This is a genomic window from Kitasatospora sp. NPDC004272 (assembly GCF_053603035.1).
This window is the reverse complement of the sequence record NZ_JBSGET010000081.1, coordinates 26,130-38,181: the sequence shown is the minus strand read 5'-3', so window position 1 is coordinate 38,181 and position 12,052 is coordinate 26,130. Positions and strand designations below refer to the sequence as shown.

Genomic DNA, 12,052 nt, shown 5'->3' with positions numbered 1-12,052 from the left:
CGGCGGGTCGCCGACCCGCCAGCGCGGGGCCGGGTCGGCCCGGGCCCAGCCGTCGGCGCCCCACTGGGCGGCGGGGCCGCCGGGCAGCGCGCCGAGCGCCATCGCGAGCACCCGCAGCAGGGTGCTCTTCCCGCTGCCGTTCGGGCCCGCGAACACCGTCCAGCCGGGGCCGGGCGGGACGGTCAGGTCGACCTCGCGCGCCCCGCTGAAGCACTTCACCCCGGACACCCTGATCCGCGACACGTACACCGGACCACCCCCTCGGAGCGGGTTATGCCCACGGCCCGGCCCGCACACGCCCGGCCGGGAGGTGAACGTGACGCGCCGTCAACCCGGCCGCCCGGTGGTGCCGTCACTCGTTGCGGTGAGGTCCGCGGGCGGGCGGGCCGGCCCCGCCGTCAGGCGGCGAGGCGGACCGGCAGCCCGCGCAGCGCCTCGCGCAGGGCCGCCGCGAAGCGGGCGTACTCGCCGGTGCGGGCGGAGCCGGGGCGGTGGGCGAGGCCGATCCGGCGGCCGGGGGCGGGGTGGGCGAAGCGGACGGCGGCGAGGCGGTCGGTGCGTCCGGTCTCGACGTCGAGGGCGGTGGCGGGCAGCAGGGTGGCGCCGAGGCCGCCGGCCACCAGTTGGACCAGGGTGGAGAGTCCGGCGGCCCGGGTGCTGCCGCCGGCCGGTTCGGCGCCGGCCTCGCGGCAGATGTCGAGCGCCTGGTCGCGCAGGCAGTGCCCCTCCTCCAGCAGCAGCACGTCCAGGTCGAGCAGGGCGTCGCGGGGCACGTCGGCCCGTCCGGCGAGGTGGTGCTCGGGCGGCACGAGGAGCACGAAGTCCTCGTCGAACAGCGGGATCTCGGCCACCGGGAGCGGTCCGCCGGCGGGGAGCGCGAGCAGCAGCAGGTCGAGCCGCCCGTCGCCGAGGCCGTTCAGCAGCGAGGGGGTGCGCTCCTCGTGGACGTGCAGTTCGAGGTCGGGGTAGGAGCCGCGGACCAGTCGCAGCACGGCGGGCAGCAGGTAGGGCGCGACGGTGGGGATCACCCCGAGGTGCAGCGGCCCGGTGAACGGGCGGCGGGCGGCCTCGGCCTCCTCGGTGAGCGCGTGCAGCGCGGACAGCACCCGCCGGGAGTGCTCGGCGATCCGCTCCCCGAGCGGGGTGATCACCACCTTGCGGGTGGTCCGCTCGACCAGTTGCGCGCCGAGCGACTCCTCCAGCGCGGCGACCGCGCCGGAGAGCGCGGACTGGCTGCTGCCGATCGCGGCGGCGGCGTCCCGGAAGTGCCGGTGCTCGGCGACCGCGGCGAAGGCCCGCAGCTGGGAGACGGTGGGGGTGCGGGGCGTGCTGGGTTTCACGGTGGTGCTTCCTGCCGGTGGAGGGGCTCCGTCCAGTCTGCCGCACTGATCGGACTTGCCTATCGGAGGCGCCGGGAGAACCGATTTCACTGATCAGTAACCATGTGCAAGGCTGGGAAGTGTCCGCAATCCGGACACCCCTCGTCCCAACCCTGGAGATGCGACGTGCTGACGATCGGCGACAAGTTCCCCGAGTACGAACTCAACGCCTGCGTGGACCTCGACGCCGCGAACGCCTTCGCCGAGATCAACCACAAGTCCTACGAGGGCAAGTGGCGGGTCGTGTTCTTCTGGCCGATGGACTTCACCTTCGTCTGCCCGACCGAGATCGCCGCGTTCGGCAAGCTGAACGAGGAGTTCGCCGACCGCGACGCCCAGATCCTCGGCGTCTCCGGCGACTCCGAGTACGTCCACCACGCCTGGCGCAAGGACCACAAGGACCTGCGCGACCTGCCGTTCCCGATGCTCGCCGACATCAAGCACGACCTGATGCGGGCCTGCGGCGTCGAGGGCGCGGACGGCACCGCCCAGCGCGCGGTGTTCATCGTCGACCCGAACAACGAGATCCAGTTCGTCATGGTGACCGCCGGCTCCGTCGGCCGGAACCCCAAGGAGGTGCTGCGGGTCCTCGACGCCCTGCAGACCGACGAGCTGTGCCCGTGCAACTGGAACAAGGGCGAGGACACCCTCGACGCCCAGTCCCTGCTGGCCGGCTGACCCGATGGCGCTCGACGAACTCAAGGCCGCCCTGCCGGACTACGCCAAGGACCTGAAGCTCAACCTCGGTTCGGTGATCGGCAACTCCGACCTGCCCGAGCAGCAGCTCTGGGGCACCGTGCTCGCCTGCGCGATGGCCACCCGCTCCCCGATCGTGCTGCGCGAGCTGGAGCCCGAGGCCAAGGCCAACCTGAAGCCGGAGGCCTACGAGGCGGCCAAGGGCGCGGCCGCGATCATGGCGATGAACAACGTCTACTACCGAACGCTGCACCTGCTCTCCGACAAGGAGTACGGGACGATGCGGGCCGGTCTGCGGATGAACATCATCGGCAACCCGGGCGTCGACAAGGTCGACTTCGAGCTGTGGTCCTTCGCCGTCTCGGCGATCAACGGCTGCGGCCAGTGCCTCGACTCGCACGAGGGCGTGCTGCGCAAGGCGGGCGTCGACCGCGAGGTGGTCCAGGCCGCGGTCAAGATCGCCGCGACCGTCCAGGCCGTCGCCGCGGTGCTGGACGCGGAGGCGCAGCTGCCGCGCTGAGCCCGCCGCACGGAAGGTCCGCCCCGGGAGGGGATTCTCTCCCGGGGCGGACCTTCCGTGCTGCTCGGGCTGCTCGGGCTGCTCGCGCGGGGGCGCTACTGCTTCCGGGCGGCCTCGATGGCCTGGAAGACCTCCTGCCCGGCCGCGTTGCGCTGGCGCAGGTGGCCGGTGACGGTGTTGGTGACGGCGATCAGCGGGACGGCGACGATCGCGCCGGGGATGCCGCCGATGATGGAGCCGGCGGCGACGCCGAGCACCACGGCGAGCGGGTGGACCCGGACGGCGCGGCCGAGGATGAGCGGCTGCAGGATGTGGCCCTCCAGCTGCTGGACGCCGATCAGGATGAGCAGCACCACCAGGGCCTTGCCGACGCTGGCGGTGGCCACCAGCGCGATCAGCACCGCGATGGTGCCGGTGACCAGGGCGCCGACCAGCGGCACGAACGCGCCCAGGAAGATGATCACCGCGAGCGGGATCGCCATCGGCACGCCGACCATGCCGAGCCCGATGCCGATGCAGAGCGCGTCGATGAAGGCGACGGCGACGGTGCCGCGCACGTACGCGGTGAGGGTGGCCCACGCCTTGGGGCCGGCGCCGGCCATCGCGTAGCGGGAGTGCCGGGGCAGGCCGCGCAGCACCCAGCTCCAGATCCGGGCGCCGTCGTAGAGCAGGAAGAAGGTGGTGAACGCGGTGAGCACCACGCCGGTGAGCAGTTCGACGGCGATGGTGACGCCGGTGAAGCCGGCCGAGGTGAGCGCCTCGGAGTTCTTGCCGATGGCGGTGGTGATCTGGTTGGTGACGTTGTTGAGCTGGTCCGGGGTGAGGTGGAAGGGGCCGTTGAGCAGCCAGTCGCGCAGCTGCCGGACGCCGTCCTGGACCTGGCTGGTGACCGAGTCGAGGTTGGTGGAGACCTGCCAGAACACGAACCAGCCGACCAGGCCGATGCTGGCCAGGCCGGCCAGGAAGGTGACGGCGGCGGCCAGCGACCGGGGGACGCCGTGCCGGCGCAGCCAGGAGACGGTGGGTTCGAGCAGCGCGGAGATGAGCAGGGCGGCGACCGCGGAGAAGGCGACCAGCTTGAGCGTGTCGATGACCCGGAAGACCACGTAGAGGGCGACGCCGATCAGCAGCAGCCGCCAGGTGGACTCGGCGGCGACCCGCAGGGTCCAGGGCACGGCGTCGACCGGGTTGGCGGGGCGGCCGAGCGGGGCGCTGCCGAGCTGGTGCTCGGAGGGCTGCGGGGTGCGCGGGGCGGGGACGGTGTCGTCGGTGCGCACGGCCCCTCCTTCCGGTGGTGCGGGTGCCGCGCCGGCCGCCGCGGCGTTCCGGTCGGCGAGCTGACGGGCCGTCTGTTCGGCGGTGCGCCGGGCGGCCCGTTCGGCGGCGAGCTCGACGGCCTGCTCGGTGGCGAGGACGTGCGCCTCGGCGGAGATGGCCGCGCGGCGGCGGCGTTCGGCGGCGGCGAACAGGCCGGCCGCGACCGCTCCCAGCTTGGCGACGCCGCGCCAGCGGCCACCGCCGTTCTCTTCCGTCACTGCCCGGTCTCCCCCGTGTCGTGCGTTCTGGGCCGCGGGTCGCGCGGCCGTCGGTGAGGAACGCTACCCGCCGCCGGGGGGCCGGGTCTCGGGGGTGTCTCGGCCGACTGCCGGCGGAATCCGGCAAATCACCCGCTACCCGGAGGTTTCGCCGAACCGGTGCGGGGAAGGGGTCAGAGCAGAACGGACCCTCTGTAGGCGGACCGGCCGGGAGCGGAGGAACCAGGACCCGCTCCGTTCCCCCGCGTCCGCACCGAGCCGTCACCGCCCGCGGTGCACTGGTCAGCGCCGCCGGGGCGGGGCGGCCCGCGCCGTGGCCACCGCCTCGCGGCGGCAGCGCGAAGGCCCCCGGTCCCGCGGGCGGGATCAGGGGCCCTTCGTGCTGCTCGGTGTCGGCCGGAGGGGCCTAGTACCAGTTGTGGGCCTGCCAGAACGACCAGGCGCCGCAGGGGCTGCCGTAGCGGCTGTTCATGTAGCTGAGGCCCCACTTGATCTGGGTCTCGGGGTTGGTCCGCCAGTCGGCGCCGGCCGTGGCCATCTTGGAGCCGGGCAGCGCCTGGACCAGGCCGTAGGCGCCGGAGGAGGCGTTGGTGGCGGTGTAGTCCCAGCCGCTCTCGCGCTTCACGATCTGGCTGAAGCACTGGAACTGGTTGGTGTCACCGACGATCCGCAGCGCCATCTCCTGGACGGAGCCGGGGCTGACGGTGGCCAGCACGCTGCGCGCGGCGGCGCGGCTGGCCTCTTCCTTGACCCGCTTCTCCTCGGCCTCCTTGGCCGCCTTGTCCGCGTCGGCCTTGGCCTGGGCGTCGGCCGCGGCCTTCTGCCGGGCGGCTTCCTCGGCGGCCTTCTTGGCGGCGGCGTCGGCGGAGACCTGCTGGGCGTCGGCCTGGCGGCCGATGCCGTCGCTGACGTTCTGGGCCTGCGCACCGGTGGGGGCGTCGGCGAACAGCGTGGCGCTCGCGACGTCGACCGGCTGGACGTCGGCCTTGCCCTCACTGCCGGAGGCGGCGCCCACCACGGCACCGACGGCGGTCACCGCGGTGGCGGAGACGACAGCGACTCCCCGGACCGAGATCCGAGTCACATGGTTTCCTTCCAGCGTCGCCCGTCCTGTGACCGTACGGGCGCGTATCTGCCCCTGGCACTGGCCTCCGTCGAACGCTGGTCACGGGAGGCACGGGCTCAACCGCCTCCCGGACGGATGCCCGGGACTGCGACTGGATCGAGCGGCGCACGGCTCTGCGGTGTTCAGTTTTCCGCCCGCCGACCGGAGTTGCCGGGCGTGCATTGCCGTGCGCGGGGCCTGACAGAACCCTCACCATGCCGCACGCGGGTATGTCTACGCAATTCCCTGTGCCGTGGCGGATCTCACAAACTTTTCGACCTGCGGCTTTGGTCGGCGGGCGGTCGAGCCGACGTCAGTTCGACTGACAGCGCAGGGGCCTGACGCTATGCGCCAGGCCCCTTTGCCACGTTCTGTCCGGTTATGCCTAGGGCTGGATGTCCTCCAGCATCTCGGTCACCAGTGCGGCGATCGGCGAGCGCTCCGAACGCGTGAGCGTGATGTGGGCGAACAGCGGGTGGCCCTTCAACTTCTCGACCACGGCCACCACTCCGTCGTACCGGCCGACCCGCAGGTTGTCCCGCTGGGCGACGTCGTGGGTGAGCACCACCCGGGAGTTCTGGCCGATCCGGGAGAGCACCGTGAGCAGCACGTTCCGTTCCAGCGACTGCGCCTCGTCGACGATCACGAAGGCGTCGTGCAGCGAGCGGCCGCGGATGTGGGTGAGCGGCAGGACCTCCAGCATCCCGCGGGAGATGACCTCCTCGATCACGTCCGGCGTGGTGACGGCGGAGAGGGTGTCGAAGACCGCCTGCGCCCAGGGGCCCATCTTCTCGGCCTCGCTGCCGGGCAGGTAGCCGAGCTCCTGGCCGCCGACCGCGTACAGCGGGCGGAACACCATCACCTTGCGGTGCTGGCGGCGCTCCAGGACGGCTTCGAGTCCGGCGCACAGGGCGAGCGCGGACTTGCCGGTGCCGGCCCGGCCGCCCATCGAGATGATGCCGATCTCCGGGTCGAGCAGCAGGTCGAGGGCGATCCGCTGCTCGGCGCTGCGGCCGCGCAGGCCGAACGCCTCGCGGTCGCCGCGCACCAGCTGCACCCGGCCGTCGGGGGCCACCCGGCCCAGCGCCCGGCCGCGCTCGGAGTGCAGCACCAGGCCGGTGTGCACCGGGAGCTGCTCGGCGCCCTCCACCTGCAGGGCGTGCTCCTGGCCGGCGAACAGCTGGTCCACCTGGTCGGCGGGGACGTGCAGTTCGGTCATGCCCGTCCAGCCGGAGGTGATCGCCAGCTCGGCCCGGTACTCCTCGGCCAGCAGGCCGACCGAGCTCGCCTTGATCCGCAGCGGCAGGTCCTTGGAGACGACGGTGACGTCGTACCCCTCGGCCTGCAGGTTGCGGGCGACCGCGAGGATCCGGGTGTCCGCCTCGCCGCCGCCGACCCGGTAGCCGGCCGGGAGGATCGAGGTGTCCGAGTGGTTCAGCTCGACCCGGATGGTGCCGCCGAGCTCGCCGACCGGGATCGGTTCGTCCAGCCGGCCGTGCCGGATCCGGTAGTCGTCCAGCATCCGCAGCGCCTGACGGGCGAAGTAGCCCAGCTCCGGATGGTGGCGCTTGGCCTCCAACTCCGTCACCACGACGACCGGGAGGACCACTTCGTGCTCCTCGAACCGCGTCATCGCGAGGGGGTCGGCCAGGAGCACGCTGGTGTCGAGGACGTACGTGCGCCGGTCAGGTGTCCGGCGGCTCTTGGAACTGACCACTAGCCCTCCAGAGCGGGTGACCCGACGTCACCCGCGGCCCACCGGTCCCCGCGGCCCCGCTGGCCGGGGGGACGGTCTGAAGGGAGTGTTCCCAGGCGAGGGGCATCGCATTCGCGCCGGAGCGAACGGCGGGATCACTACGGGTGAACGTTTTCCCACCCGCCCCAGGGGTAGGTGAGCCTGACCCGCGGTCAGCGCCCCATCCGCCGGTTGCGCAGCTGGTAGTCGCGCAGCGCCCGGAGGAAGTCGACCTTCCGGAAGGCCGGCCAGTACGCCTCGCAGAAGTAGAACTCGCTGTGCGCGGACTGCCAGAGCAGGAAACCGGACAACCGCTGCTCGCCGGAGGTGCGGATCACCAGGTCCGGGTCGGGCTGGCCCTTGGTGTAGAGGTGCTCGGCGATGTGCTCGACGTCGAGGACCTCGGCGAGCTCCTCGATCGAGGTGCCGCGGCCGGCGTGCTCCTGCAGCAGCGAGCGGACGGCGTCGGCGATCTCCTGGCGGCCGCCGTAGCCGATCGCCACGTTGACGGTCAGCCCGTCCACCTGCTCGGTGTCCTGGGCGGCCTGCTTGAGCACCCCGGCGGTGCGGGCGGGCAGCAGGTCGAGGGCGCCGACCGGGTGGACCCTCCAGCGGCCGGCCTCGGCCAGGCCCTGCACGGTGTCCTCGATGATGCCGAGCAGCGGGACGAGCTCCTCGGCGGGGCGGGCCAGGTTGTCGGTGGAGAGCATCCAGAGGGTGACCACCCGGACCTCGGTCTCCTCGCACCAGCCCAGGAACTCGCTGATCTTGTCGGCGCCGCGCTGGTGCCCGTAGGCGGTGGTGCCGCCGGTGGCCTTCGCCCAGCGCCGGTTGCCGTCCAGGATCACGCCGATGTGGCGCGGGGTGTTGGCCAGGTGCACCTCGACCCGGCGGCCGTAGAGCCGGTAGGCCCGCTCCAGCAGGGTGCGCAGCCCCGGCGTCCGTTCCACCACATCGCGCAGACCCATCGTGAACGGCCCCTCCGTGCTGATTGCTCCGGGTGCGAAATCCCTGCGGCAGCCTACTCCGCCCCGGTTTGCGCGGGGCAAAACCGCTGGTACCGGTCTTGTCACGGTGCGCGCACGGGACAAGCTACGGAACGGTATCCGAATCCTTAAACGGCCCCTAAACCGGATTCCGGGTCTTGACGCTTGCCATTGGTCTAGTCCAGCGTGTGGTCAGCACCACAGCGGACCCTCCCCCACAGCGGAGCCGCCGCGACCCCCACCGCGGCGGCTCTCCCCCGACGTCTCCCAGCGTGCCTCCCACACCCACACCCCCACTCCTGCACTGGAGCCTGTCATGGCCCGTACCCTGCAGCAGCCGTCCCACCGGCGCCGCAACAAGATGCCCGCGGTCCTCGCCACCGCCACCGCGATCGCCCTGGCCGGCACCGGCCTGGCGCTGACCGCGGGCGGCGCGAACGCCGCCGTCGGCAACCTGGTCAACAACGGCGGCTTCGACTCCGGCCTGTCCGGCTGGTCCTGCGTCGGCAGCACCGCCGCGGTCTCCACCCCGGTGCACTCGGGCACCGGCGCGCTGGCCGCCACCCCCGGCGCGGGCGACACCGCCGAGTGCACCCAGACCGTCTCGGTCCTCCCCAACACGGCCTACACGCTGAACGGCTGGGTCCAGGGCCAGTACGTCTACCTGGGCGCCCGCGGCACCGGCGGCACCGACCCGTCCACCTGGTCCGCGCAGAGCGCCTGGAACCAGCTGAACACCAGCTTCACCACCGGCGCCAGCACCACCAGCGTCACCCTGTACGTGCACGGGTGGTACGGCCAGCCCACCTACTACGCGGACGACATCCAGCTGATCGGCCCGGGCGGCACCGCCTCCCCGACCCCGTCGGGCTCCGCCACCTCGGCCTCGCCGTCGGCCTCCGCGTCGCCGTCCAAGAGCGCCTCGCCCTCCGCGTCGGCCTCCCCCTCGCAGAGCGCCTCCCCGTCGGCGTCCTCCTCGCCGTCGCCGTCCGCCTCGTCGAGCACCAGCAACCCGCCGTCGAACAGCAGCCTGCCGAAGCACGTCCTGACCGGCTACTGGCAGAACTTCGACAACGGCTCGACCGTGCAGAAGCTGCGCGACGTGCAGTCCGCGTACGACATCATCGCGGTCTCCTTCGCCGACGCGACCACCACCCAGGGCGGCATCTCCTTCACCCTGGACCCGGCGCTGGCCACCAAGCTCGGCGGCTACACCGACGCCGACTTCAAGGCCGACATCGCCGCCAAGCACGCGGCCGGCAAGAAGGTCGTCCTCTCCATCGGCGGCCAGAACGGCGCCATCTCGGTCGGCAGCTCCGCCGCCGCCACCGCGTTCTCCGACTCGGCCTACAAGCTGATCCAGCAGTACGGCTTCGACGGCATCGACGTCGACCTGGAGAACGGCGTCAACTCCACCTACATGGCGCAGGCGCTGCACACCCTGGCGGCCAAGGTCGGCCCGAACTTCATCCTGACCATGGCTCCCGAGACCATCGGCATGTACTCCACCGCCGGTGCGTACTTCCAGCTGGCGCTCGCCACCAAGGACATCCTGACCGTCGTCAACACCCAGTTCTACAACTCGGGCGGCATGAACGGCTGCGACGGCAAGGTGTACACCCAGGGCACCATCGACTTCATCACCGCGCAGGTCTGCACCCACATCCAGGGCGGTCTGCGTCCGGACCAGGTCGGCATCGGCGTCCCGGCCTCCACCAAGGCGGCGGGCGGCGGCTACGTCAACTCCACCGTGGTGAACAACGCGCTGGACTGCCTGGCCACCGGCAACCACTGCGGCTCCTTCGTCCCGCCGGCCAAGTGGCCGACCATCCGCGGCGCGATGACCTGGTCGACCAACTGGGACGCCAACAACGGCAACGACTTCTCCAACAACGTCGGCGCCTTCGCGCACAACATGCAGTAACCACCGAGGACCAGTGCACCGCTCCTTGAGGGTGGGGTAGGTGCACGCACAGGGGCCCGCCGTACCGCTGGGGTACGGCGGGCCCCGCCCATTTCCCCTTCGCCGCGGGGGAGTCGGGCCCCGGTCCGGTCAGCTCCCGGCCGCCGCCAGCACCGCCGCCAGGGTGCCCAGCAGCATCGCCGGGCCGAACGCCAGCTCGCTGCGCCGCCCGGCCCGGCGCAGCACCAGCAGCGCCACCGCCCAGAGCGCGGCGAGCAGCCAGGTGTAGAGGAGGCCCGCGTACACCGTCCGCCAGCCCGCCAGGCCGAGGACGGCGCCCAGGCTCGGCGCCAGTTTGACGTCGCCCAGGCCCATCGGGCCCAGCAGCGCCAGCAGCAGGTAGAACAGTCCGAGGCCGACGGCCGCCAGCGCGCAGCGCCGCCAGACCGCCGGGTGGTGGTCGGTGAGCGGCACCAGCACGGCGATGCCCAGGAACAGCGGCAGGGTGAGCGCGTCCGGCAGCCGCTTCACCACGGCGTCCACGAAGCCCAGCACGGTGCCGAACAGGGTCAGCCAGACCAGTACGGGCAGCCAGCGGGCGGGCGCCCAGGCGCCCAGGGCCGCGCCGAGCGCCGCGGCGGCGGCCTCGACCGCCAGCGGCGGCGGGCCGAGCAGCTCGCCGTGCCGCAGGCACCGGCCCAGCGGGGTGGGCAGGCAGCTGCGCGGCGGTTCGCCGGCCGGCACCGCGAAGCGCGTCACCGCCGCCCGCAGCGGTGCGCCCGCGAGCAGTCCCAGCACGGCTCCGACCACTGCCCCGAACATCCGGCCCTCCCCCGGTCGGTCCTGCGCCGTCGGTCCGCCGCGACCCTACCGTCCGGCGGCCGTTCGCCCGTCCGTGTCCAGGTGGCGAACAGCACTCGGTGATCGGCGTAACGCGGCCGTAAAGTAAGCGGGTATGCAGGTCATCCAGTCCAGCAAGCTCGCCAATGTCTGCTACGACATCCGCGGTCCGGTGCTCGACGAGGCGATGCGGCTGGAGGAGCAGGGCCACCGCATCCTGAAGCTGAACACCGGCAACCCCGCCGCGTTCGGCTTCGAGGCGCCGCCCGAGATCCTCCAGGACATCCTCCGCAACCTCAACTCCGCGCACGGCTACGGTGATTCGAAGGGCCTGCTGTCGGCGCGCCGCGCCGTGGTCATGCACTACGAGGAGCGCGGCCTGCACGGGCTGTCGGTCGAGGACGTCTACCTGGGCAACGGCGTGTCCGAGCTGATCCAGCTCGCCATGACCGCGCTGCTCGACGACGGCGACGAGGTGCTGGTCCCGGCGCCCGACTACCCGCTGTGGACCGCCTCGGTGTCGCTGGCCGGCGGCACGGCGGTGCACTACCGCTGCGACGAGCAGGCCGAGTGGTACCCGGACCTGGCCGACATCGCCGCGAAGGTCACCGACCGGACCCGGGCGATCGTGGTGATCAACCCCAACAACCCCACCGGCGCGGTGTACCCGCGCGAGCTGCTGGAGGGGATCGCCGAACTCGCCCGCCGCCACAAGCTGGTGATCTACGCGGACGAGATCTACGACAAGATCCTCTACGACGGCGTGGAGCACACCCCGCTGGCCACCCTGGCGCCGGACCTGTTCTGCGTCACCTTCAACGGCATGTCCAAGTCCTACCGGGTGGCGGGCTTCCGCTCCGGCTGGATGGTGCTCTCCGGCGACCGGCACCGGGCCCGCTCCTACATCGAGGGCCTCAACGTGCTGGCCTCGATGCGGCTGTGCGCCAACATGCCCGCCCAGCACGCGGTCGCCGCGGCGCTCGGCGGCCGGCAGTCGATCCGGGACCTGATCCTGCCCGGCGGCCGGCTGCTCGCCTCCCGGGACGCCGCGTACAAGCTGCTGAACGAGATCCCCGGCGTCTCCTGCGTGAAGCCGAAGGGCGCGCTGTACGCCTTCCCGCGGCTCGACCCGCAGGTCTACAAGATCAAGGACGACGCGCAGATGGTGCTGGACCTGCTGCGCTCGCAGCGGATCCTGATCGTCCAGGGCACCGGGTTCAACTGGCCCGACCCGGACCACTTCCGGCTGGTCACGCTGCCGCGCCCGGAGGACATCACGGACGCGGTCACCCGGATCGGCGACTTCCTGGCCGGCTACGCGCAGCCGTAGCCGTCGCCGCGGCCACGCACGAC

11 protein-coding genes are annotated in these 12,052 nt (G+C 72.3%); 4 read left to right on the top strand and 7 right to left on the bottom strand.

Annotated features, from left to right (window positions below; all coding sequences use genetic code 11):
* Together ACWEO5_RS23790 and ACWEO5_RS23785 are read right to left on the bottom strand one after the other, a co-directional pair.
* A partial coding sequence (locus tag ACWEO5_RS23790) for an AAA family ATPase (RefSeq protein ID WP_452164312.1) occupies positions 1–228 on the bottom strand: 228 nt, incomplete at its 3' end.
* 170 nt (positions 229–398) lie between these two features.
* Positions 399–1,340 (bottom strand): LysR substrate-binding domain-containing protein, encoded by a 942-nt coding sequence (locus ACWEO5_RS23785; protein WP_344553822.1) that lies wholly within the window; start codon positions 1,338–1,340, stop codon positions 399–401.
* A 165-nt stretch (positions 1,341–1,505) separates the two neighbouring features.
* Between ACWEO5_RS23785 and ACWEO5_RS23780 the strand changes: the two genes are divergently transcribed.
* Positions 1,506–2,057 (top strand): peroxiredoxin, encoded by a 552-nt coding sequence (locus ACWEO5_RS23780; protein WP_452164311.1) that lies wholly within the window; start codon positions 1,506–1,508, stop codon positions 2,055–2,057.
* Between the two features lie 4 nt (positions 2,058–2,061).
* A complete protein-coding gene (locus ACWEO5_RS23775) occupies positions 2,062–2,595 on the top strand; it encodes an alkyl hydroperoxide reductase (protein ID WP_344553823.1) in 534 nt (177 codons plus the stop codon).
* Positions 2,596–2,690: 95 nt separating this feature from the next.
* Here the strand turns inward: ACWEO5_RS23775 and ACWEO5_RS23770 are convergent, their stop codons facing one another.
* From ACWEO5_RS23770 to ACWEO5_RS23755, 4 genes are all read right to left on the bottom strand, one after another.
* Positions 2,691–4,130 carry an AI-2E family transporter gene (locus tag ACWEO5_RS23770; RefSeq protein WP_452164310.1) on the bottom strand — a complete coding sequence of 480 codons (1,440 nt, stop codon included), beginning with the start codon at positions 4,128–4,130 and terminating at the stop codon, positions 2,691–2,693.
* 406 nt (positions 4,131–4,536) lie between these two features.
* Positions 4,537–5,214 (bottom strand): aggregation-promoting factor C-terminal-like domain-containing protein, encoded by a 678-nt coding sequence (locus ACWEO5_RS23765; RefSeq protein ID WP_452164309.1) that lies wholly within the window; start codon positions 5,212–5,214, stop codon positions 4,537–4,539.
* 406 nt (positions 5,215–5,620) lie between these two features.
* The gene (locus ACWEO5_RS23760; protein ID WP_344553827.1) at positions 5,621–6,952 is read right to left on the bottom strand and encodes a PhoH family protein; all 1,332 of its coding nucleotides are present in this window, start codon (positions 6,950–6,952) and stop codon (positions 5,621–5,623) included.
* Positions 6,953–7,143: 191 nt separating this feature from the next.
* A complete protein-coding gene (locus ACWEO5_RS23755; RefSeq protein WP_452164308.1) occupies positions 7,144–7,938 on the bottom strand; it encodes an isoprenyl transferase in 795 nt (264 codons plus the stop codon).
* Positions 7,939–8,272: 334 nt separating this feature from the next.
* On the opposite strand from ACWEO5_RS23755, the gene ACWEO5_RS23750 reads away from it, so the two are divergent.
* The gene (locus ACWEO5_RS23750; protein WP_452164307.1) at positions 8,273–9,880 is read left to right on the top strand and encodes a chitinase; all 1,608 of its coding nucleotides are present in this window, start codon (positions 8,273–8,275) and stop codon (positions 9,878–9,880) included.
* Positions 9,881–10,009: 129 nt separating this feature from the next.
* On the opposite strand, the gene ACWEO5_RS23745 is transcribed toward ACWEO5_RS23750, so the two are convergent.
* Positions 10,010–10,681 carry a prepilin peptidase gene (locus ACWEO5_RS23745; protein WP_452164306.1) on the bottom strand — a complete coding sequence of 224 codons (672 nt, stop codon included), beginning with the start codon at positions 10,679–10,681 and terminating at the stop codon, positions 10,010–10,012.
* A gap of 133 nt (positions 10,682–10,814) precedes the next feature.
* Between ACWEO5_RS23745 and ACWEO5_RS23740 the strand changes: the two genes are divergently transcribed.
* Entirely contained in the window at positions 10,815–12,029 is a 1,215-nt protein-coding gene (locus ACWEO5_RS23740; RefSeq protein ID WP_452164305.1) for a pyridoxal phosphate-dependent aminotransferase, read from the top strand.
* Positions 12,030–12,052 lie beyond the last annotated feature (23 nt).

Bases quoted from the DNA above. Each gene is read 5' to 3' on its own strand.
- ACWEO5_RS23755 (WP_452164308.1), bottom strand. From the start codon at position 7,938: ATGGGTCTGCGCGATGTGGTGGAACGGACGCCGGGGCTGCGCACCCTG.
- ACWEO5_RS23740 (WP_452164305.1), top strand. From the start codon at position 10,815: ATGCAGGTCATCCAGTCCAGCAAGCTCGCCAATGTCTGCTACGACATC.
- ACWEO5_RS23745 (WP_452164306.1), bottom strand. From the start codon at position 10,681: ATGTTCGGGGCAGTGGTCGGAGCCGTGCTGGGACTGCTCGCGGGCGCA.
- ACWEO5_RS23750 (WP_452164307.1), top strand. From the start codon at position 8,273: ATGGCCCGTACCCTGCAGCAGCCGTCCCACCGGCGCCGCAACAAGATG.
- ACWEO5_RS23775 (WP_344553823.1), top strand. From the start codon at position 2,062: ATGGCGCTCGACGAACTCAAGGCCGCCCTGCCGGACTACGCCAAGGAC.